Below are 21,502 nucleotides of genomic sequence, written 5' to 3' on the forward strand. Positions count from 1 at the left end.
CCGCCGCCGCGGCGCGCCCCGAAGGCGGGGCGGTGCTGGTGCTCGGGCAGGCCGGGCCGTAGACGTCGCCGGTAAAGGGGGGAGCGCTTCAGGGGCAGGCCAACGGCGCCGCGCTGGCGGCGTGCGCCGTGCCGCGCGAGGAATGGGGCCCGTGGTTCCAGGCGCTGGTGCGTGAACTGGCCCACGACCGCCCGCTGCCGGCGGCGCTGTTTTCAGCAGCGCTGGCGGAAAACCGACGCTGGGAAGGCCCGGACCGTCCGCTGGCGAATCTGCCGGCCCCGATCGTGGTCGGCGACGCTGATTTCCTGCTCAACACCAGCCGCATCTCGATGGCGGCGCAAGTGCTGGGGCACGCGTTGAACGAGATACCGCCCGATCTACTGCGGCCGACGCCGGAGCTGAGTGCGCAGCTGGGTTTCAACGGCCTCGGTACGGTGGGCGACGCCTTTGCACGCCGCGTCGAAGGCTTTACCTTCCGCAATGAAGAGGGCGACGCTACCGCCCTGGTGCGCATCCGGCGCGAGGTAGAGCAGCAACAGGGCGCACCCATCCCCGGCCCCGTCCGCAATTTCAGCCATGCCCCGCCGGTGGAGTTCGCCGAGACATCGCCGCCGGACGAAGGCCTCGCCCCCGCGCCACCGCCAGGCAGCGAAGACGCGCCGGCCGCGGCCGGTGCCGAGCCTCACGAAGACGCGGCGCTCCCCAAGCGCCACGTGCAGGCGAAGCTGCTGCAGCACGACGGCCACGACGTCAGCGACCAGCCCATGGCGCCTGCCCAGGCCTACCGCCTGCGCCTGCATATCGGCTCGCGCTCGCAGGGCGTTCGCATCGTCGCCAGTGCCGCGCTGGACGAATCCGAACTGCCACAAAGCGAAGACGGCCATCCGTTGGCCATCGCCTACATCCCGCTCTCGCGACTTGACGAAGATGACGCCGGGCCGCCGGCACCACAGCGTGCCGAGCTGAAGCTGCCGGCATCCGGCGACAGCACGCCCGTCGAGTTCGCACTGCAGCCGGGACGAGACCCCACACGCTTTCGCGCACGCATCGTGGTGATGTTCGCCAACCGCGTGCTGCAGACGCTGCTGCTTGATGCCAATGCCACCGGCCTGCTGCAGCTGCAGGAAGAGAACGCCTACCAGCCAACGCTGGCGCCGGACCCCAAGACCCGTCCGGCGCAGATTGCGTTCGTCATCAACGACGATCTGCAGGGCCGGCCCGGCCTGGCGACGCTCACACTCGACTCGTCGTCGTTCCTGGACAGCGGCAGCCTTGCGGCTGAAATTGCCGCCATCTCGGTCATGATGGAAGAAGCCAACAGGGATGCGATGGGCACCACGCCGGCGTTTGACGATGAGGACGCGGTGCGGCGGCTGCGCGGGCTTGCCATGCACGGCTCGGCCTTGCTGGCGGAAGTGCAGCGTGCGCACGGGGTCGCGCCACTCGCGGCATCAACGCACGTGCAGCTGGTGGAAGCCGTAGCCGAGGCCTTCTTCCCCATTGAGTTCCTGTACGACGGCGAGCCGCCGCTGCCCGACGCCACGCTTTGCCCGAACGCCCGCGCCGCCCTGGACGACCCTGCCGTGCACGCCGGCTGTCCACATGCCGCCAGCGAAAACCACGTGTGCCCGGCGCAGTTCTGGGGCCTGCGCAAATGCATCGAACGGCTGCCGGCCCGGCCGCCCGCGGCCCGGCAGGCAGACGCAGGCGGGGCGCCGCTACCGGAGTCGGCCCCCGCCGGACGGCTCGGCCCGTTCCAGCGCGCGCGGGTCGCCGCGAGCAAGATCGCGCGCGCGCAGATGGACGCGCAAACCGGACTTCCCGCCCGCGTGCGCGCTTCGGTACCGCAGGTGACCGTGGCCACTGACTGGAAAGACTGGAGGCGGCAGGTCAGCGCGGTGTCCCCGGACCTGATGATCCTGCTTCCGCACTCGCTGATACTTGCCGACGTGCCCAATATGGCGGCCCTGGAAATATCGCTTTCCGAGCTTCCGTCCAGCAGCATCCGCACTTCTTACGTACGCGGCACCCTGGCGCCGGGCCCGGTGGTGCTGCTGCTGGGCTGCAGCACGGCCCTGACGAAGGCGCCGTTCCTGAACTTCGTCAGGCAGTTCCAGCAGGCCGGTGCGCCGGTGGTGGTGGGTACGCTGGCCATCATCCACGGCACGCAGGCGGCGGCGATTGCCGCGCGCTTCCTGGACATGATGGACGCCAACGCTGCGCCGCGGCGCTTCGACGAAGTGCTGCTCGACTTCAAGCGCCGACTGCTCGGCGAAGGGCACCAGGGCGTGCTTTCGTTGATCAGCTACGGCCACGCGTCCTGGGAAATATAGGAGACACCTGATGTTGCGTATCCACATGCTGCATGCCGACCACGGCGACTGCCTCTGGGTAGAGTACGGCGAAGCTGACGCGCCATCGCCGAAGCGGATCCTGATTGACTGCGGCACCGAGCGCACCTACCGCGAGCACCTGAAGGCGAAGATCGAACAGACGGTTGCGGCCGAAGGGGGCGTGCGGTTCGAGCTTTTCGTGGTCACCCATGTGGACTCCGACCATATCGGCGGCGCGCTGCGCTTCCTCGACGACTGCGCGGCGCCCGATAGCGGGGTGGATATCGGCGAAGTCTGGTTCAACGGCTACAAACACCTCGACAACCATTCGCCCTACGAGCTGGGCGGCGCCCAAGGCGAACTGCTCAGCGAGCTTCTGCTGCGGAGCGACTGGGACTGGAACACCAGTTTCGGAACCCGTGCGGTGATGGTCCCGGACGAGGGCGACCTGCCGCAGGTGGATGTCGCGGGAATGCGGCTCACGCTGTTGTCGCCGGACTTTGCCCGGCTGCAGAAGCTGAAGCCTGAGTGGGCGGAGAACGCCCGCAAGAACGGCCTGACGGCGGGCGGCCGATTGCCCGAAGACGAAGCCGTGCTCAACGACGGTTGGCTGGGCGAAGACCAGTCCGGTGCAGTGGATGATCTGGCCGCCTCCGTTTTCATCCAGGATTCGGCCAAGGCCAATGGCTCCAGCATTGCCTTCATAGCCGAGTACGACGGCGAGCGGGTGCTGTTCGGCGCCGACGCGCACCCGTCCATGCTGCTGCAAAGCGCACGCCGCGAGCCGCTCGCCGATCTCGAGACCGTCGAATTGGCGGCCTTCAAATTGCCACACCACGGCAGCCGCAAGAACGTCTCGGTGGCGATGCTGGAACGGTTTCCGGCCGCCCATTACCTGGTGTCCACCACCGGCCAGCAGTTCATGCATCCGGACGCGCCGGCCATTGCGCGCGTGGTGCACACGGCCAGCGGCCGCGGCGCCTGCCTGCACTTCAACTGCCGCAGTGACTACAACGTGCGCTGGGATGACGCCGATTGCCAGGACGAGTACGGCTACAGCGCCGTCTACGGCGAGGACGGCACGGGCCTGGTGGTGGAAATCGAGACGGAGAGTGACCCATGAAACGCCTGATCCTTTGCGCCGATGGCACCTGGAACATCCGTGACCAGCTCGACGAGAAGTCGGGCAAGCGCCGGCCCACCAGCGTAACCAAGCTGGCCCGTTCGGTGCGCGCGCGCGGACGCGACGGCGTGGACCAGGTGGTGTTCTACCTGGACGGCATCGGTACCAACGGCGGCATGGACAAGCTGACGGGCGGTGCGTTTGGCCGCGGCATCGAAGACAACGTGCGCGAGCTGTATCGTTTCCTGGTCTACAACTATGTGCCGGGCGACCAGCTGTTCCTGTTCGGCTTCAGCCGAGGCGCCTTCACCGTGCGCACGCTGGCGGGCTTCCTCAATGCCGTGGGTCTGGCCGGAAAGGACGACGACTATTACGTGCCCGAGCTGTACGCCATCTATGACAAGTCCCTCAGCGCCACCGATCCGCGATATGCGAGGGTGAAGCAGCAGTGCGAGGGCATCCGGCCGGCGCCACCGATCCGGATGATCGGCGTCTGGGACACCGTCGGCGCGCTCGGTGCGCCGGGCGTGCTGGGCAAGTTCATCCATCCGGGCAAATACAAGTACCACGACGTCAGCCTGGTGCCGCAGATCGAGAATGCCTTCCACGCCATGGCCATCGGCGAGCGCCGCAAGGCCTTCGCAGTGAACCTGTGGCAGCGGCCGGCCGGCTGGACCGGGCATCTGGAACAGGCGTGGTTCGCGGGCGTGCACTGCGGGGTGGGCGGCGGCTATCGGCCCGACGGGCTGTCCAACGAGGCGCTGCACTGGATGGTGGAGAAGGCCGAAGCACTCGGGCTGGAAGTGGACAGCGATTACCTCGCGCATTTCCGCCCCTGCTTCAACTCCGAGCACCACGAGTCCTTCGACGTCAAGTACCGCCTGATGGGCGAGCACGTACGCCCCATTGGCGCCGCGCGCGACAGCGGTGAACTGCTGCACCAGTCGGTGCTGGACCGCATGGCGCACGCGCCCAGCGCCTACCGCCCCGCGAACGTGCCGGACCCGGCGTCGACCGCCGCCTTGCCGGTGTGCACCACCACGCGCCTGCCCCGCGGCACCCCCTGCTGATCGCCTCCCTGACGCCATCTTCACCTCGCCCTTCCCGGCGTTGGACTACTTTCATTGATGGCCCGACGCGGGCCGAACCAAGGGAGCAGCGTCATGAAGAAGCACCAGAATTCGTGGGTCCTGGGCGTGTCCATCGCGCTGTTGGTGGGCTGTGGCAACGCCAGCGACGCCGGGCAGGCTGAGGTGGCGCCCGCCGTGGCGACGCCCGCCGCCACCGATGCGTCGCCGGCCATGACCACCGCCAGCGGTTTCGACACCACCGAGGTGATGCAGTTCGACGCGCCTTGGGCGATGACCTTCCTTCCGGACGGGCGTCTGCTGGTGACCGAGAAGTCCGGCGCCCTGCGACTGTTCGACCCGGCCAGCGGCCGGGCCGGCGACATCTCCGGCGTGCCGGCGGTGGTGAATCGCGGCCAGGGCGGCTTCGGTGACGTGTTGCTGCACCCGCAGTACGCCAGCAACGGCGCGGTCTATATCAGCTACGTGGAAGCGGGCGACGATGGCAAGACCGGTGCCGTCGTGGCACGCGGCACGCTGGCGCTGGACGAGCAGGGCGGCGGTGCACTCACGGACGTGGAAACCATTTGGGTGCAGAACCCCAAGCAGGAAGGCGACGGCCACTTCGGCCACCGCATCGCCTTCGACGGCGAAGGCAAACTGTGGATCAGCTCCAGCGAGCGCCAGAAGTTCGACCCCGCGCAGGACATGACCGGCAACCTCGGCAAGATGCTGCGCCTGAACGACGACGGCAGCGTGCCTGCCGACAATCCGTTCGCCGATCGCGATGACGTGGGCGCACAGGTGTGGTCGCTCGGCCATCGCAATATCCTGGGCCTGGCCTTCGACGCGAACGGCCAGCTGTGGGCGCACGAGATGGGCCCCAAGGGCGGCGATGAGCTCAATCGCATCGAAAAGGGCGCGAACTACGGCTACCCGATCGTTTCCGATGGCGACCACTACGACGGCCGCCCGATCCCCGACCACGACACCCGGCCCGAGTTCGCCACGCCAGCCGTCACCTGGACCCAAGTGATATCGCCGGCCGGCTTCGTGATCTACAGCGGCGACCTGTTCCCGGCCTGGCGGGGCAATGGCTTCATCGGCGGCCTGTCGTCGAAGGCCTTGGTGCGGATTGCCTTCGACGGCGAGGGTGCCAGTGAAGCGCAGCGCTACCCGATGGACCGGCGCATCCGCGAAGTGGAGCAGGGTCCCGATGGCGCGCTGTGGCTGCTCGAAGACGGCGGCACCAAGGGCGAAGGCTGGCTGCTGAAGCTGACGCCGACCGGCGCCTGAGGCGCAGCGCCGGCAGCTTTCCCGGCGGCTGGTATTGGGACGCATCAGTCGCCCACCGCCGTCGCGACCGGTGCGTTCTATGCGAGCCTCGCGGTCAGGGACATCCCGCTTCGCGCGCGCTGAACAGCGCGCTCATCCGGGCCAGCACTTGCCGCAACGCCGGCGCCATCGCCTCACCGTCCACGACTTCCCCGTCCTGGCCAATCATCAGCACCTGTGCCAGCAGGCTTTCAGGCGAGTCCGCGCCTACGCGCAGCAGGCTGTGGGTGCGGGTCTCGGGTTCCAGCACGCCGCACCACACGGGCAGCTTGGCCTGCAGCTCGGGCACGGTGCCGGCGATGCGCAGCGTGATGCGGCAGGTGAACGGCTCGTAGGCGATGCCGCGCTCCAGGCGCGCAGCGACGTCGTCGGGCACCGGGCGCGGTACGAACGCGTCGCCTGCGTGCGGCGCGCCTTCGATGCGATCCACGCGGAAGCTGCGCCAGTCGCGGCGGTCGCTGTCCCAGGCGATCAGGTACCAGCGGCGGCCGAAGTTGGCCAGGCGCAGCGGCTGCACGTCGCGCTGGCTGGTTTCACCCGCGTGCTTTCGATAGCGGAACTGCAGGCGGCGGTGGTCCCGACAGGCCGTGGCCAGTTCACTGAGCAGGCCGGCGTCCACCAGCGCCGGGCCGTTGCGCAGCGACAGCGTGACCGCATGCAGCGCGGTGGCGCGGCGGCGCAGGCGCTGGGGCATCAACTGGTCGAGCTTGCCCATCAGCCGCAGCGCCGTGGCCTCGATGCCGCCGACGCTGGCGCTGGCCGCGCGCAGGGCAATGGCCAGCGCCCCGGCCTCTTCGTGGTGCAGCACCAGCGGCGGCAGGACGGCGCCGCGGCCCAGCGCATAGCCGCCGCCCACGCCCGACGAGGCTTCCACGGGATAGCCGAGCTCCCGCAATCGGTCGACGTCGCGGCGCACCGTACGCGCATCCACCCCGAGTTCCGCCGCGAGGTCCGCGCCGGGCCAGTGCCGCCGCGACTGCAGCAGGCTGGCCAAGCGGAGCAGGCGGGCGGAGGTGGACAGCATTGCGGCAGACTATCGAGGACAGTAAATGTCCGCAATCCTCGATACCTTTCCCTACCCCCATCAGCCCAAGGAAAAGCCATGACCACGCCCGCGCTCACCCTGTATCACAACCCCAGGTCCCGCTCGGCCAGCGCGCGCGTGCTGCTCGAGGCGCTGGGCGTGCCCTACGAAGTGAAGCTCGTGGACTTCGCCGCCGGCCAGACCCGCACGCCCGAGTTCCTGGCCATCAACCCCTTGGGCAAGCTGCCCACCCTGGTGCACGACGGCGCGGTGGTCACCGAACAGGTGGCCATCACGATCTATCTCGCCGACCGCTTCCCGGCCGCCGGCCTCGCGCCCGCGTTCGACCATCCGCAGCGCGGCCCCTACCTGCGCTGGCTGGCCTTTTATGCCGCCTGCTTCGAGCCGGCGCTGATGGACCACGCCTTCAAGCGCGCGCCCATCGACCCCGCCACTGCGCCCTGGCGCGACTACGACACGGTGATCGAAACCCTGGTGGCGCAGCTGTCGCGCGCCGACTACCTGGTGGGCGACACGCTCACCGCCGCCGACCTGCTGTGGGGCACAGGACTGCGCTGGACCACCGAGTTCGGCATCGTGCCCAAGCTGCCGGTGATCGTGGCCTACCTCGAACGCGTGGCCGCGTATCCAGCCGTGATCCGCGCCGCCAGCCTCGACGCCGCCTTGACAGCGCAGATCGACCCGCCCGCCGCTCCTTGAGCTCAGCACCTGCTGCGCCGGAGCGAGGTCAGTTTCAGTTCTCGGCGGCTGTCGCCCCGCTCGGATTGCAGCTCGAGCGGGCAGGGCTCATATTCCCGGGAGCCCCCCGCGGAGTCACTCGTCCATGCGCCTGCCAAAGCTGCGTCACCTTGCCCTTGCCGTGTCGCTTGCCGTCGCGGCGGGCTGTGCGTCGGCGCCTGTTGCGCCCTTGGAGTCGTCTGCGGCTGCCGCGGCGCCGGTGGCGGCCAGCGTCGACGTGGGCGAGATCGCGGGGGCGCCGTACCGCATCGACATTCCCGCCAACTGGCAGGGCGACCTGCTGCTGTACGCGCGCGGCTACGTGCCGCCCGGCACGCCGCGCGAAAGCGCAACCGATCGCAACGCAACCGACGAGTGGGCGCTGGCGCAGGGCTACGCCATCGCGCGCAGTGATTACGCGGCGCTCGGCTGGTCGGTCGCCGAGGCGGTGGAAGACAGCGAGCGGCTGCGCGCGCACTTCGTTGGCCGGCACGGCGCGCCGCGCCGCACTTTCCTGATGGGGCATTCGATGGGTTCGCACATCGCGCTGGCGGTGCTGGAGCGCTACCCGCAGCATTACGCCGGCGCACTGGCGCTGTGCGGCGCCAACGGGCCGGCGGCAGAACTCTTTGGCGACCACCTGATGCCAGCGGTGGTGGCGTTCGACTATTTCTTCCCCGGCGCGATGGGCCTGGCGCCGGGCGGCCTGGCCGATCCGGCGTCGCCGGCGTGGCCGGACATGGAGGCCATGGAGCGCGCGCTGCAGGGCAACGAGGCCATCGCCCGCCGGCTGGCCGAGCGCTTCGACATTCCGCGAGACGGCCTGGCTGGCGGCGTAATGATCCGCTACGCCGTGCTGCACGAACTGATTCAGCGCGCAGGCGGCTTCCCGGTGGACAACCGCGACGTGCGCTACACGGGCTTGGGCGATGACGCCGCGTTCAACGCCGGCGTTCGCCGCTACGCCGGCGACCCCGCCGCGATGGCGTACGCCGCCCGCCATGCCGCACTCACCGGCGCCGCACCGCGACCGGTGGTGATGATGGACAACCACGCCGACCCCACCATTCCCACCGAAGTGACGCGGCGCTACGCGGCCCTGGCCACGGCGGCCGGGCAGGGCGCGAACGTGGTGGTGCTGCCCGCGCAGGGCCAGGGCCACTGCGAATTCACCGCCGAACACCAGCAGCAAGCCATGGCGACGCTGGCCGGCTGGGTGGACAGCGGGTCGCGGCCCGCGCCTTGACGGGACCCACTAATCCCAAGGCCATCACCGACATCTGCGGCCTGAACTGCGCTGCGCCACTGTCGGCCGAAGACCTGCACCGGGCCTGCTTCTGCCTGGCGGTGGATCCGGCGCAGCTGCGGGCGCATCTGGACCGCGTGCTGGCCGCGCACGGCACGTCGGCGCCGCTGGCCCAAACCCACCCGCACCTGTTCGCGGCGCTGCCGGTGTTCGTGCCGGCGGCCAGCGTGCGGGCGATGGAACATGTGGTCAGCGCGATCGAAGTCGCCGTGGCCACGCCGGCTTATCGCAACGCGGTGCGCGCCTGGGCCCCGGACATCGCGGTGCTCGACCCGGGTTCGCCCGGCGGCCTGCTGGGCCTGGACTTCCACCTCGGGCCCGACGGACCGCGCCTGATCGAGATCAACACCAACCCCGGTGGCGTGATGATCAATGCGCTGCTGGTGAAGGCGCAGCAGCTGTGCATGCCCGCGCTGAGCGCGCCCGCGGTCGCCGTGGCCGACGTGCAGGACGCGGCGCTGGACGTGCTGATGGCCGAATGGGACGCCCAGTCCGGTGGCCAGCGCAAAGGCCTGGTGGCGATCGTGGACACAGCGCCCCGGCAGCAGTATCTGTACCCGGAGTTCGTGCTGTTCCAGGACCGCTTCCGGGTGCGCGGCATCGAGGCGGTGGTGTGCGACCCGGCGGAACTGTCGTATGCCGACGGCCAGCTGCGGCTTGGCGACCGCGCGATCGGCTTCGTCTACAACCGCTGCACCGATTTCGCACTGGCCGAACCGGCCTCCGCCGCCCTGCGCGCCGCTTATCTGGACCGCGCCGTGGCCATCAGCCCGCATCCGTGGAGCCACGCGCTGTACGCCGACAAGCGCAACCTGCGCCTGCTGGGCGACCGCGACTTCCTCGAGGCCGCTGGCGTCGGCGCTGAGGATGTGGCCTGCCTGACGCAGTGCGTGCCGCACACCGAAGTGATGACCGAGGCGAACCGCGACCAACTCTGGCAGCGCCGCAAGCAGCTTTTCTTCAAGCCGGCGGGCGGCTTCGGTGGCCGCGCCAGCTATCGCGGCGACAAACTCACGCACAAGACCTGGCAGCAAATGGCCGGCACCGACTACGTGGCGCAAGCGCTGGTGCCGCCCAGCCAGCGCCATCTGAGCGAGGGCGACGTGCCGCTGAAGGTGGACATCCGCTGCTACGCCTACCGAGGCAAGCCGCTGCTGTTCGCCGCGCGCACCTACCAGGGGCAGACCACCAACTTCCGCACGCCGGGCGGTGGCTTCGCGCCCGTGCTGACGCTGGTGGATCCGGCATAGAAGCACCCGCGTGGCCAATGAAGGTCTACTGAGCATGGGCGCGCGCGCCTGTGCCCTGCGCAACAAGCTGCGCTACCACACGCGCTCGGATGCGGTTGCCGCATTTTTTCTTGACGCCACGATGGCGGCGGCGGCCGTCGTCGGCAGGCCGACCAGCAGCGCAGCGCGGAACCACGGCGGGAAGTCCTCGCCCATCGTCCACACGGCCCAGACGGCCGCCGCCATCAGCACGCTTGCGAGGCCCACCGCAACGCGGCGCGGCCACAGCGGTGAAAGGCGTGCCGGCAGCCACGTGGCGGCAAACACCGACGCCAGCAGCCAGCCCATGTCCCAGGCCAGCCGCGGGTTGCCTCCGGCGGGCAAACGCAGGGCCGCCGCCAGCGTTCCACCCAACCAGTTCAGGGTAGGGAGGCAGGCCAGGGCAACAGCGAGCACGGCCGTTGCTTGCAAAACGAGTCGCACACGGGCGAAGGCCATCGGGGGTGACCAGGCAAATTCGATGGGCAACAGTAACCAAGAACGCCGTCAGTTTGCCGATGGGTCAGCTGATCAGCGGGTCGGCGTACGGGTGGGCGCCGTCGGGCTGCGCCACGGCGCCGGGCTCGTCGATGCTGCCGGGCGCAGCGTCGGCGGCGGAGTCGGCCGGAGCCTGTGCCTGGAACTGCGGCGTGTCGATCGGCTTCGAAGCGGGGCGCACCTCGTCATGGAAGCGATATTCCATCCCCGAATTTCTGTACTTTTCCACAGCCTTGCCCCCCCGACCAGCCGGACTTGTTGGCCAAGGATGCAGGCTCCTGCAAGCATTGGATGTACGCTTGCGCACCCAGAGCGCCAGCGCGCTTCCCAAGCCTGCCGCCGTCCCAGAGGAACGAGGAACGGGGTCAGGTTCACTTATCGTGGCCTCCCCACCCACGCAGCCCGGCCCTCACCGCACCTTTGACCCACGTCAAGGCGCTGTCGCACAGGCGGCGTAGGGTTCCCGGTGAATCGCCCCGTTCAGGGCGTCGCTTCCGAGAACGCGGCCATGAAGCATTTCCTAGACACCCAGGATTTCTCACGCGGCGAGCTGCTGCGGATGATGGCGCTCATCGGCCTGCTCAAGCGCGCCGACAAGCAGGGCGCGCTGCCGCCGCTGCTGGCGGGCGCGTCGCTGGGCATGATCTTCGAAGAGCCGTCCACCCGCACCCGGGTGTCGTTCGAAGTGGCCATGACCAAGCTCGGAGGCCACGCGTTGTACCTCAAGCCCGGCGAAATCCATCTGGGCGAACGCGAGAACATCAAGGACACCTCGCAGGTGATCAGCCGCATGGTGGACGCCATCGAGGCACGAACGCTCAAGAACAAGACCCTGCTGGACCTGGCCGCCAACGCCACCGTCCCGGTTATCAACGGCCTCACGGACTACAACCACCCCACCCAGGTGGTGTGCGACGTGTTCACGATGCTCGAGCACAAGCTGCCCGAGAAGGAACTGTCTGACCTGCGCGTGGTGTTCATCGGCGACGCCACCAACGTGTGCGCCTCGCTGCTGATGATGTGCACGCGCATGGGCATGCACTTCACCCACGTGGCGCCGCCGAAATACCAGGCGCCGGAAGCCTGGCAGCGCATCGGGCGCGAGAACTGTGCGGTGTCGGGCGGCAGCCTCACCATCAGCGATGACCCGGTGGCGTCCGTGCGCGACGCCGATTTCATCTACACCGACCTGTGGTGGTGGGTGGGTCAGGAGGCCGAGATCCCCGAGCGCCGCGCCGCCTTCATGCCGCGCTACCAGGTGAACCTGGCGCTGTTCGAAGCGGCCCCGCCGCACGCCAGGATGATGCATTGCCTGCCGGCCAGCCGCGGCGTGGAGGCTACCGACGCCGTGCTCGACCACCCGCGCTCGATCATCTACGACCAGTCCGAGAACCGCCTGCACACCGAGAAGGCCATCCTGGTGACCTTCATCCACCCGCGCCTGCGCAAGCCGCCCGAGGCCCTCAGGCAGTGGCACGCCGGACAGATCCATTCCTTCCTCAGCGAGCCCGCGCTCGAATCCGCACCCTGAACCCCCCGCACCGCCGGAGACTCCGATGAACGCAAACAGCGCCAGCGCCGCCAAGCCAACGCCCCACGCCCAGGAGGGTCGCGGCTTCAAGCGCGTCCTGGGCCTGCTGGACATGACCCTTTTCACGGTCTGCGCCATCCTGGTGATCGACACCCTGGCCGCCTCCGCGGCCATCGGCCCGTCGGCCATGACCTGGTGGTTGATAACGCTGGTGCTGTTCTTCATTCCCTACGCGCTCATGACGGCCGAGCTGGGCGCCGCCTACCCGCGCGAAGGCGGCATCCAGGGCTGGATCCGCAAGGCCTACGGCGACCGCTGGGCGGCGCGCGCCACCTGGTGCTACTGGATAAACGTGGCGCTGTGGATGCCGTCGGTGTACATCCTGTTCGCGGGCATGTTCGCGCAGATGTTCTGGCCCGAGATGGGACTGGGCGCGAAGATCGCGATGGCGGTGGTGCTGTCCTGGCTGACGGTGGGCTTTGGCATCCTGAGCCTGGAAGTGAGCAAGTGGATCCCGAACATCGGCGCGGTCATCAAGGCCGCGATCATGCTGCTGATCGGCGGCGGTGGCATCTACTACGTCACGCAGAACGGCACCGCGAACGAATTCACCGTGGCGACGCTGACGCCGCAGCTGGGCGCCAGCCTCGCCTTCCTACCGGTCATCGTCTACAACTACCTGGGCTTCGAGCTGATGTCGGGCGCCGGCGAAGAAATGAAGAACCCGGCGCGCGACGTGCCGCGGGCGGTGATCATTTCCGGCGTGTCCATCGCGGCGTTCTACCTGCTGGCCACGTTCGGCATCCTGGCCGTGCTGCCGCAGGCCGACATCGGCCTGGTCGAGGGCCTGCTGGACACCGTGGCCAAGATTTTCGGTGATTCCGCCGCCGGCAAGGCCCTGGTGACTGCGGTGGGAATCGGTGCGCTGTACACGTTCTTCGCCAACATGGTCACCTGGTCGCTGGGCGCCAACCGCACGGCGCAGGCGGCTGCGGCGGACGGCGAACTGCCGGCGTTCCTGGGCGTGCTGCACAAGCGCCACAAGACGCCGGTGGGCGCCTTCCTGGCGATGGGCGTGGTGGGAACGGCCGTGATCTTCGGCTACGGCTTCCTGGCGCAGTCCACCGAGGACCTGTTCTGGAGCCTGTTCGCGTTCAGCTCGATCATCTTCCTGCTGCCCTACCTGCTGCTGTTCCCGACCTTCGTGCGCCTGCGTCGCATTGATCCGGGCACGCCGCGACCGTATCGCCTGGGGGGTCCGACGGCCTGGCTGTGGCTGCTGGCCACGGTGTGCGTGCTGTTCATCCTGCAGGCGATCGTGTTCTTCGTGTGGGTGCCGGGCGAGCCGATTGACTGGACGGCGGCCGGCCCGATCATCATCGGCGTCGTGGTGACCCTGGCGCTGGGCGAGGTGCTGGTGCAGCGTCATCATCGCCGGCGCGGGCAAACGCCGTGACCCGCACCCTGGCCAGCACCCCGGCCGCCGACGGCTTCCGGATGCCGGGCGAGTTCGAGCCGCACCAGGGCACCTGGATGCTCTGGCCCGAGCGCCCCGACACCTGGCGCTGGGGTGCCAAACCCGCGCAGGCTGCCTATGCCGAAGTGGCGCGCGCCATCAGTGCGTTCGAGCAGGTGACGATGTGTGTTTCGCCCGGCCAGTTCGCCAACGCCCGGCAGGTGCTGCCCGAGGCCGTACGCGTGGTCGAGATGACCAGCAACGACGCCTGGGTGCGCGACTGCGGCCCGAGCTTCCTGATCAACGACGCGGGCGAAGTGCGCGGCGTGGACTGGCGGTTCAATGCCTGGGGCGGGCTGGAAAGCGGCCTGTACTCACCGTGGGACCAGGACGACCTGGTGGGGCAGAAGATCCTGGAAGTGGAGAATGTGCCGCGCTACGCCGCGCCACTGATCCTTGAAGGCGGCTCGATCGAGGTGGACGGCGACGGCACGCTGCTCACCACCCGCGAATGCCTGCTCAACCACGACCGCAATCCCGACCTGACGCCTGACGAGATCGAAGCCAAACTGGGCGAATACCTCGGCATCCGCAAGATCATCTGGCTTGAGAAGGGCGTCTACAACGACGAAACCGAAGGCCACGTGGACAACCTGGCGCGCTTCGTTCGGCCGGGCGTGGTGATGCTGGACTGGACCGACGACACCGCCGACCCGCAGTACCCCATCAGCCTGGACGCCTTCCAGCGGCTCAGCCGGGCCACGGATGCGCGCGGGCGCAAGCTGGAGGTGATCAAGCTTCCCCAGCCCGGCCCGCTGCACATGACCCAGGACGAGTCGCGCGGCGTGGACGTGGTGGAAGGCACGCTGCCGCGCGAGGCGGGTCTGCGGCTGGCGGCGTCGTACGTGAACTTCTACGTGTGCAACGGCGCGGTGATCATGCCGCTGCTGGACGAGCGCACCGACGCGGCGGCGGCCGGTCTGATCCAGCGCGCTTTCCCCGATCGCCGGGTCATCGGCGTGGCGGCGCGGGAAATCCTGCTCGGCGGCGGCGACATCCACTGCATCACCCAACAGCAGCCCATGGCCGGGCGGCGCTGAGCCGGGAAGGCGCTTACCACCAGGACAAGTCCGGTTCGTCCGATGCGCTGTCGGGCACGATCCAGGTGCCGGCGTTGCCGGCCAGGATGGCCTCGAGTTCGGTGATTGATCCGATCGCGGCGCGCTTTCCCGCCTTGGCCATCGCCACGGCGGAGGCCACTTTGGGCCCCATCGAGCCCGTCGCGAAGGCATGCTGCGCCAGGCCGCGCGGGGTTGCCCGCTTCAGGGCGCGCACCTGCGGCGTGCCGAAATCCGTCATCACCGCGGCCACGTCGGTCAGCATCACCAGGGCATCGGCGCCGAGTTCGATGGCCAGCAGCGCGCTGGCGGCGTCCTTGTCGATCACCGCTTCCACGCCGCAGAGCCGGCCGTCGGCATCCATCGCCACCGGGATGCCGCCGCCCCCGGCGCAGATCACCGTCACCTGCGCCTCGGCCATGCGCTTGATCGCCGGCAGGGCCAGTATGCGCAGTGGCGCGGGCGAGGCGACCACGCGGCGCCAGTGCGCACCGTCCGGTGCAACGGTCCAGCCTTTTTCAGCCGCCAGCGCTTTGGCTTCGGCCTCCGGGTACACCGGGCCAATGGGTTTGGCCGGGCTGGCGAAGGCCGGGTCGCGCGAATCCACCACCACCTGCGTGAGCAGGGTGGCGAACTGGCGGCCGGGCAGCTGGTTGATCAATTCCTGTTCCAGCACGTAGCCGATCATGCCCTCGCTTTCGGCGCCCAGGACGTCGAGCGGAAACGCTGGCCGTGCGGGATCCGCCATCGCCTGCAGCGCCAGCAGACCCACCTGCGGGCCGTTGCCGTGGGTCAGCACCACGTCGTGCCGGCGGATCACCGGCGCCAGGCCAGCGGCCGCGGCGGCGATGTTGGCGCGCTGCAGCGCGGGGTCGGGCGGCTGGCCGCGCTTGAGCAGCGCATTGCCGCCCAGTGCGATGACGAGATTCATTTCGGGCGACACTCCAGCAGGGGTCGGCGTTTGATTTCGCGCCCGTGCCCCGTCGCTGTCAAGGCGGCCGCGGCATGCCGCCGGCGCGGGGCGCTCCAGCGCCTAATCGTCCACCGCCATGCGTCGCAGCCGCAGCGCGTTGGCCACCACCGAAACCGAACTCAGGCTCATCGCCAGCGCGGCGAACATCGGGCTCAGCAGCAGGCCGAAGGCGGGATACAGCACGCCCGCGGCCAGAGGCACGCCGACGGCGTTGTAGACCAGGGCGAAGCCGAGGTTCTGCTTCATGTTCGCCACGGTGGCCTCGGACACCTGGCGCGCCCGCAGGATGCCGCGCAGGTCGCCCTTCACCAATGTCACCTGGGCGCTGGACATCGCCACGTCGGTGCCGGTGCCCATGGCGATGCCGACATCGGCCGCGGCCAGCGCAGGGGCATCGTTGATGCCGTCCCCGGCCATGGCCACGCAGCGGCCGTCCTTCTTGAGTTGGGCCACCAGGTCGGCCTTGTCCTGCGGCCGCACTTCGCCGTGCACCTCGGCTATGCCCAGGTCCTTCGCCACGGCGCGGGCGGTGGTTTCACCGTCGCCGGTGGCCATGATCAGGCGCATGCCTGACGCCTTCAGCGCCTCAATCGCGGCCGGCGTGGAGTCCTTGATCGGGTCGGCCACGGCCAGCAGCCCGGCCAGCGCGCCGTCGGTGGCCAGGAACATCACGCTGGCGCCCGCCTTGCGCAGCCGCTCGGCGTCGCCGGTGAGCGCCGAGACGTCCACCTTGTCGGTGTCCATCAGCGCGGTGTTGCCCAGCGCCAGGGTCTTGCCGTCGACACGGCCGCGCACGCCGATGCCGGACGTCGACTCGAAATCCTCCGCCTTGGCCAGCGACAGCTTGCGCGCGTTCGCTTCGTTGACCAGCGCCTCGGCCAGTGGATGTTCGCTGCCCTGGTCGAGGCTGGCGGCCAGGCGCAGCACCGCGTCGGCGTCCTGCCCGGAGGCCGCGACCACTTCGCGGAAGGCGGGCTTGCCGGCGGTGAGCGTGCCGGTCTTGTCCACGATCAGGGTGTCTATCTTGCGCAGGGTCTCGATCGCCTCGGCGTCGCGGAACAGCACGCCAAGATTCGCCGCGCGGCCGGTGGCCACCATGATCGACATCGGCGTGGCCAGCCCCAGCGCGCAGGGGCAGGCGATGATCAGCACCGAGACCGCGTTGAGTACGGCGTACACCCACGAAGCCTCCGGCCCGAAGAATCCCCAGACCAGCAGCGTCACGACGGAAACCGACAGCACCGCCAGCACGAACCAGTACGACACCCTGTCGGCCATCCGCTGCATGGGTGCGCGCGAACGCTGGGCCTTGGCCACCAGCTCGACGATCTGGTTGAGCAGCGAACCGGCGCCGATCCTGGTGGCCTTGATCACCAGGCTTCCGGAGGTGTTGAGGGTGGCGCCGATCACGCTGTCGCCTACCTGTTTGCCCACGGGCATGGACTCGCCGGTAAGCATGGACTCGTCGATGCTGGACTGGCCTTCGACCACTTCGCCGTCGGCCGGCACCTTTTCGCCGGGCCGCACCCGCAGGCGGTCGCCGACCTGCACCTGGTCCAGCGCGACGTCTTCTTCAGTGCCGTCCTCGCGCAGCCGGCGCGCGGTCTTGGGCGCCAGGTTGAGCAGGGCTTTCATCGCCGCCGAGGTTTGCGAGCGCGCCTTGAGCTCCAGCAGCTGCCCGAGCAGGGTCAGCGACACGATCACTGCGGCGGCTTCGAAGTACACGCCGACCCGGCCATGTTCCTGGAACGAGGCGGGGAAGAAGTCCGGCACCAGCGTTGCGGCAATGCTGTAGGCGTACGCTGCGGACACGCCGGTCATGATCAGCGTCCACATGTTGAGGTTGCCGCTGCGGATGGAGGCGACGCCGCGCACGAAGAACGGCCAGCCGGCCCACAGCACCACGGGCGTGGCCAGCACCAATTCCAGCCAGGTGCGCACGTCGCTCGAAAGCCACGACCAGCTGTGCCCGAACATCGCCAGCACCAGCACCGCCGCCGACAGCGGCAGCGTGAACCAGAAGCGGCGGCTGAAGTCGCGCAGCTCGGGGTTGTCGTCGTCAGCGTCGGACGGCATCACCGGTTCCAGCGCCATGCCGCAGATGGGGCAGGTGCCGGGGCCTTCCTGGCGGATTTCGGGGTGCATGGGGCAGGTGTAGATCGCGCCTGGAGGTGCGGGCGCCGGGCTTGGCCTGCTGGCGTCGTGCGAGTGGCAGGCGTGCGGGTGCGGATCCATCGCGTTCTCCGGAAAGGGCATGTCGCCGTGAGTCTACGCGTCTGCCCTTGAGCGAGCGTTTTGCGGGAGCATCGAAGCTGACGTGGCAACGTGTTGCACAGGTCAGTGTCCGGCGCAGGCTTTGGCGGCGATGTGCGCTGGCGCACTTAGAGCAACAGCATGGGATGCACGCTTCAGCTAAAGTAGGCCGCACCCCACGCCGGCTTGGCCATGTCCAATTCCCCGACCCAGCCTTTGTCCCCGCCGCCCGTCCTTGACGATTCCGAACGCCTCGCCCGTGCGGCGGCGTTCGCCGACCAGATGGTGCGCCGACGCACGGTGCGCGATTACGCGCCCACGCCGGTGCCGCGCGAAGTCATCGAAGCCTGCCTGCGTGCAGCGGCCAGTGCGCCCAGCGGCGCGAACCAGCAGCCCTGGCACTTCGTCGCCATTTCCGACCCGGCCCTGAAGCACCGCATCCGCGAGGCTGCAGAAATGGAAGAGCGCGAGTTCTACCAGCGGCGCGCGCCCGACGAATGGCTCAAGGCGCTGGCCCACCTGGGCACCGACGCCGAGAAGCCCTTCCTGGAAATCGCGCCTTGGCTGATCGCGGTCTTCTACGAGCGCACCGGCCCGGAAGTGGAGGGTCACAAGGCCAAGCGCTACTACCCGCACGAATCCACCGGCATCGCCTGCGGCATGCTGATTGCCGCGCTGCATGACGCAGGCCTGGCAACGCTCACGCACACCCCCAGCCCGATGGCCTTCCTCAACGAACTGCTGGGTCGTCCCCGCAACGAAGTGCCCTACCTGCTGCTGGTGGTGGGGCATCCGGCGCCGGGCTGCCGCGTGCCGGCGATCGAGCGCAAAGCGCTGGCGGATGTCGCCACCTTCCTTTCCTCGCTCTGACCAACGCAGCCAACCTGCGGCCATCAAGGAAATCGGCGGCCTGTCCGCAGAACCACGCGTTGCGGGGCTGCGGAAGCGCGGACAGTAGCGCTGCTCAGGACAGCGCCGACGTCTCTTCAAACGGCATTCGCGTGCCGCCCACCGCGACTATCCCGGCGCCGGCGGCATTGAGATGTTCTTCGTCGCCATCGATCACTACAAGGATGCGACCGGACTCGACTTCGGCCTCGAACTTGCGGCGCACCGGATCAGGCAGGGCCGATCCCATCATCGCCGACGACCACGTGCCGGCCAGTGCGCCCACCGCCGCCACGGCGGCTGCGCCGACCAGGGTCATGCCGATCGGCGGAATGGCCACTGCGATCAGCCCGGCCACCAGGCCGGTGGCGCCGCCCACGGCGGCACCCTGCAGCGCGGCAGGCGCGAAATCGGTGCGGCTGTCGAGCATCCCCTCGGGGATGGCGTCCAGTTCAATGTCGTGGCGTGCGATCAGGGCGATGCCGTCTTCGGCAATGCCGGCGCGGCGCGCGGCGCCAACGGCTTGCGCGGCTTCGTCCAGGGTGTCGACCAGGTAGACGTGTTTGGTGTTCATGGCGGTTGCCTCTGCGCGCGGATGAAAAGCCAGTGTGCCGTTGTCGTCTTTACGGCAGCGTGAACTGCCTTTACGGCGGACGGGTCGAGCGCCCCGGCCGCCGGAAGGCAGGGTGAACTATTTGTCGTTGCGGCTTGCGTCGCGCGCTTCATCAGCCGCTTCGCCAATGTTGCGCTGTGCCTTGCCGATGTTCTTTTCGATTTTGCCGGCAACTTCCTTCGACTTGTTGCCGGTGACCTTGCCGGCCAACTCCTTCACGGTGCCCTTGACCTGGCGCGTGGCGCCTTCGGTTCTGTTCTTGTCCATGGGTTTCTCCTTTCTGGCTGCGGGGGTGTGCAGCAAGCCCGAGTATCCGCAGCGCGGATGTATGAGAACGCAACGGCGCGCCGCCAGGAACGCTGGCGCAGTGCACGGTTTTTTCTCAAAGCCCGGCATCGCTCATCCTGCAATGCGCAACGCCCAGGCGCGGCAGGGGCTCATGCGCAATGCAGTGCCACGGTCACTGCAAACTGCCGGCCTGAGGATTTTTTGCAGGCCCCTGCCGCCCCCGACGCCCCGCTGGCTGCCAGACCCTTCGGTTGGTTAATATCCGGCCAATGAAGTACGACGACGCCGAATACTGCTTCCTGAACTTTGAAACCGACCTGCCCAATGAGGCAGGCGGGACTCATGCCGGCATGTACCTGGCGTGGGCCGCGCTGAAGGGGCTGCTGGACCCGGGTTTCGACGAAGCCACGCTGGCGCCGCTTCGGGCGCGCCAGATTACCGGGTCGCAGCTTTTCTTCGACAAGTGCGACGGCAAGCTGCTGGACGACGACCTCAGCGACGTCGGCGACGCGTTTACCGCCAGCTACTACGCCTCGCACTTCCATGCCGACTACCAGCAGGTGTTCCGCGGCGACATGCCCGATGGCGGCGAAACCACCGACGGCTTCTGCGGCGTGCCCGACACTTGGGAGAACTTCGACCGGTTGGCGCCGGTGCTGGATGAGCGCTTCGAGCATTGGCGCCGTGCGCGTCTGGCCGCTGTCGCGCCGCCGCCGGCCGCCCCTGCGCTGGCGCCGCGGGCCCTTCCCGAAGACCCTGCCGACGCGGTGCACAAGGTCCGCGCCCGCGCCCAGGGCGGCGACGACGGGGCCTGGTTCGACCTTGGCGTGGAATACATCACCGGCCAGCGCGTACCCCAGGACATGGCCAAGGCCGCCGATGCCTTCACCCGTGGCGCCGAGCGCGGCGACGTGGAATGCCAGTTCAATCTTGGCGTGTGCTTCCAGCACGGTGATGGGCGGCCGCAGGATGCGGCGCGCGCGCTGCACTGGTTCAGCCAGGCGGCCAACGGTGGGCATGGCGAAGCTACGTTCCAACTGGGGCAGGCGTATCGAAACGGCAGCGGCGTGCCGCAGGACCTGCTGGCCGCCAATGCGCTGATGCTGCTGGCGCAGTCGCGTGGCTCGGCCGATGCCCGAAAGGCCGGCATCACTGCGGGCACGCTGCTGGATGCGACGTTGCTGCTGGACCAGATCCGTCAGCCGCACCAGCTGCTGCCCACGCTGGCGCAGCGACGCGGATCCGCGGCGGCTCCCGGCCGGGCCGGCGAGGGCCGCGTCGGCGGTGCGCCAGTAATCGCGCTGCTGGTCGGCGCCGGCAGCTTCATCCTGCTGCTGTTGGCCACGTCCTTCGCCAAGGGCACGGCCCTGCAGGCGCTGGCCTTGCTGCTGGGCGCGGTGTCGGCCTTCGGTGCCTACCGCTGCAGCCTGGGCCTGGGGAAGTCTGGCCCGGTGGCGATGCTGCTGGGCGTGCTGGCCTTCGTGCCGGTCCTGGGCTCGTTCGTTTGCCTGGGGCTTTTGCTGCAGATTTACCGGCAGCACCGGCCAGGCTGAGGCTTGCGCCGGACCATAACGGCCGGCATGTCGCCGGGCGATTGAGTGGACGGCTACGCGGATGTGAAGGGACTATTTCTGATTGTCCGGTCCGGATGCGGCACTTAGACTCCCGGGACCATTTGCCCCCACGGATC

19 protein-coding genes are annotated in these 21,502 nt (G+C 68.8%); 12 read left to right on the plus strand and 7 right to left on the minus strand.

Annotated elements, in window-relative coordinates; all coding sequences use genetic code 11:
• Positions 1-128 precede the first annotated feature (128 nt).
• The 4 genes from K0M70_RS14330 to K0M70_RS14345 all read left to right on the plus strand — a co-directional run bounded on the left by K0M70_RS14330 (position 129) and on the right by K0M70_RS14345 (position 5,819).
• The gene (locus K0M70_RS14330; RefSeq protein WP_290783083.1) at positions 129-2,333 is read left to right on the plus strand and encodes a hypothetical protein; all 2,205 of its coding nucleotides are present in this window, start codon (positions 129-131) and stop codon (positions 2,331-2,333) included.
• A gap of 25 nt (positions 2,334-2,358) precedes the next feature.
• The gene (locus tag K0M70_RS14335; protein ID WP_290783084.1) at positions 2,359-3,456 is read left to right on the plus strand and encodes a hypothetical protein; all 1,098 of its coding nucleotides are present in this window, start codon (positions 2,359-2,361) and stop codon (positions 3,454-3,456) included.
• On the plus strand, positions 3,453-4,526 hold the full coding sequence (locus tag K0M70_RS14340) for a DUF2235 domain-containing protein (RefSeq protein WP_290783086.1): 1,074 nt from the start codon (positions 3,453-3,455) through the stop codon (positions 4,524-4,526). Before K0M70_RS14335 ends, K0M70_RS14340 begins: the two co-directional genes overlap by 4 nt.
• A 93-nt stretch (positions 4,527-4,619) precedes the next feature.
• The gene (locus tag K0M70_RS14345; RefSeq protein ID WP_290783088.1) at positions 4,620-5,819 is read left to right on the plus strand and encodes a PQQ-dependent sugar dehydrogenase; all 1,200 of its coding nucleotides are present in this window, start codon (positions 4,620-4,622) and stop codon (positions 5,817-5,819) included.
• Positions 5,820-5,913: 94 nt separating this feature from the next.
• Here K0M70_RS14345 and K0M70_RS14350 read toward each other — a convergent pair whose 3' ends face one another.
• The gene (locus tag K0M70_RS14350) at positions 5,914-6,882 is read right to left on the minus strand and encodes a YafY family protein (RefSeq protein ID WP_290783090.1); all 969 of its coding nucleotides are present in this window, start codon (positions 6,880-6,882) and stop codon (positions 5,914-5,916) included.
• 78 nt (positions 6,883-6,960) lie between these two features.
• Here K0M70_RS14350 and K0M70_RS14355 point away from each other — a divergent pair, with 78 nt between their 5' ends.
• From K0M70_RS14355 to K0M70_RS14365, 3 genes are all read left to right on the plus strand, one after another.
• On the plus strand, positions 6,961-7,602 hold the full coding sequence (locus K0M70_RS14355; RefSeq protein ID WP_290783092.1) for a glutathione S-transferase family protein: 642 nt from the start codon (positions 6,961-6,963) through the stop codon (positions 7,600-7,602).
• Positions 7,603-7,726: 124 nt separating this feature from the next.
• Positions 7,727-8,866, plus strand: a complete 1,140-nt coding sequence (locus tag K0M70_RS14360) for an alpha/beta hydrolase (protein WP_290783094.1) — start codon at positions 7,727-7,729, stop codon at positions 8,864-8,866.
• Positions 8,863-10,176, plus strand: coding sequence for a hypothetical protein (locus tag K0M70_RS14365; RefSeq protein WP_290783095.1), 1,314 nt, complete (start codon positions 8,863-8,865; stop codon positions 10,174-10,176). The genes K0M70_RS14360 and K0M70_RS14365 overlap by 4 nt, the downstream gene beginning before the upstream one ends.
• 72 nt (positions 10,177-10,248) lie before the next feature.
• Here the strand turns inward: K0M70_RS14365 and K0M70_RS14370 are convergent, their stop codons facing one another.
• Together K0M70_RS14370 and K0M70_RS14375 are read right to left on the minus strand one after the other, a co-directional pair.
• Complete coding sequence (locus K0M70_RS14370; protein ID WP_290783097.1) at positions 10,249-10,611, minus strand: hypothetical protein; 363 nt, start codon at positions 10,609-10,611, stop codon at positions 10,249-10,251.
• A 106-nt stretch (positions 10,612-10,717) separates the two neighbouring features.
• Positions 10,718-10,897 carry a hypothetical protein gene (locus K0M70_RS14375; RefSeq protein ID WP_290783098.1) on the minus strand — a complete coding sequence of 60 codons (180 nt, stop codon included), beginning with the start codon at positions 10,895-10,897 and terminating at the stop codon, positions 10,718-10,720.
• Positions 10,898-11,200: 303 nt separating this feature from the next.
• On the opposite strand from K0M70_RS14375, the gene ptcA reads away from it, so the two are divergent.
• Genes ptcA through aguA form a run of 3 tightly spaced genes read left to right on the plus strand, consistent with a single transcriptional unit; the run spans position 11,201 to position 14,779 of the window.
• Entirely contained in the window at positions 11,201-12,223 is a 1,023-nt protein-coding gene (gene ptcA, locus K0M70_RS14380) for a putrescine carbamoyltransferase (protein ID WP_290783100.1), read from the plus strand.
• 25 nt (positions 12,224-12,248) lie between these two features.
• Complete coding sequence (locus K0M70_RS14385) at positions 12,249-13,679, plus strand: APC family permease (RefSeq protein ID WP_290783101.1); 1,431 nt, start codon at positions 12,249-12,251, stop codon at positions 13,677-13,679.
• On the plus strand, positions 13,676-14,779 hold the full coding sequence (gene aguA, locus K0M70_RS14390) for an agmatine deiminase (RefSeq protein WP_290783102.1): 1,104 nt from the start codon (positions 13,676-13,678) through the stop codon (positions 14,777-14,779). The genes K0M70_RS14385 and aguA overlap by 4 nt, the downstream gene beginning before the upstream one ends.
• 13 nt (positions 14,780-14,792) lie before the next feature.
• Here aguA and K0M70_RS14395 read toward each other — a convergent pair whose 3' ends face one another.
• On the minus strand, positions 14,793-15,728 hold the full coding sequence (locus tag K0M70_RS14395) for a carbamate kinase (protein WP_290783103.1): 936 nt from the start codon (positions 15,726-15,728) through the stop codon (positions 14,793-14,795).
• 102 nt (positions 15,729-15,830) lie between these two features.
• Positions 15,831-17,915, minus strand: coding sequence for a copper-translocating P-type ATPase (locus tag K0M70_RS14400; protein ID WP_343211220.1), 2,085 nt, complete (start codon positions 17,913-17,915; stop codon positions 15,831-15,833).
• 300 nt (positions 17,916-18,215) lie between these two features.
• On the opposite strand from K0M70_RS14400, the gene K0M70_RS14405 reads away from it, so the two are divergent.
• Positions 18,216-18,893: a nitroreductase family protein gene (locus K0M70_RS14405; protein WP_290783107.1), complete on the plus strand. Its 678-nt coding sequence runs from the start codon at positions 18,216-18,218 to the stop codon at positions 18,891-18,893.
• A gap of 94 nt (positions 18,894-18,987) precedes the next feature.
• Here K0M70_RS14405 and K0M70_RS14410 read toward each other — a convergent pair whose 3' ends face one another.
• Complete coding sequence (locus tag K0M70_RS14410; RefSeq protein ID WP_290783109.1) at positions 18,988-19,485, minus strand: hypothetical protein; 498 nt, start codon at positions 19,483-19,485, stop codon at positions 18,988-18,990.
• 117 nt (positions 19,486-19,602) lie between these two features.
• Entirely contained in the window at positions 19,603-19,791 is a 189-nt protein-coding gene (locus tag K0M70_RS14415; protein ID WP_290783111.1) for a CsbD family protein, read from the minus strand.
• A gap of 290 nt (positions 19,792-20,081) precedes the next feature.
• Between K0M70_RS14415 and K0M70_RS14420 the strand changes: the two genes are divergently transcribed.
• Positions 20,082-21,365, plus strand: coding sequence for a tetratricopeptide repeat protein (locus tag K0M70_RS14420; protein WP_290783113.1), 1,284 nt, complete (start codon positions 20,082-20,084; stop codon positions 21,363-21,365).
• The last annotated feature ends 137 nt before the right edge of the window (positions 21,366-21,502 follow it).

The sequence above is a fragment of the Arenimonas sp. genome (genome assembly GCF_019459675.1).
GTDB lineage: Bacteria > Pseudomonadota > Gammaproteobacteria > Xanthomonadales > Xanthomonadaceae > Arenimonas.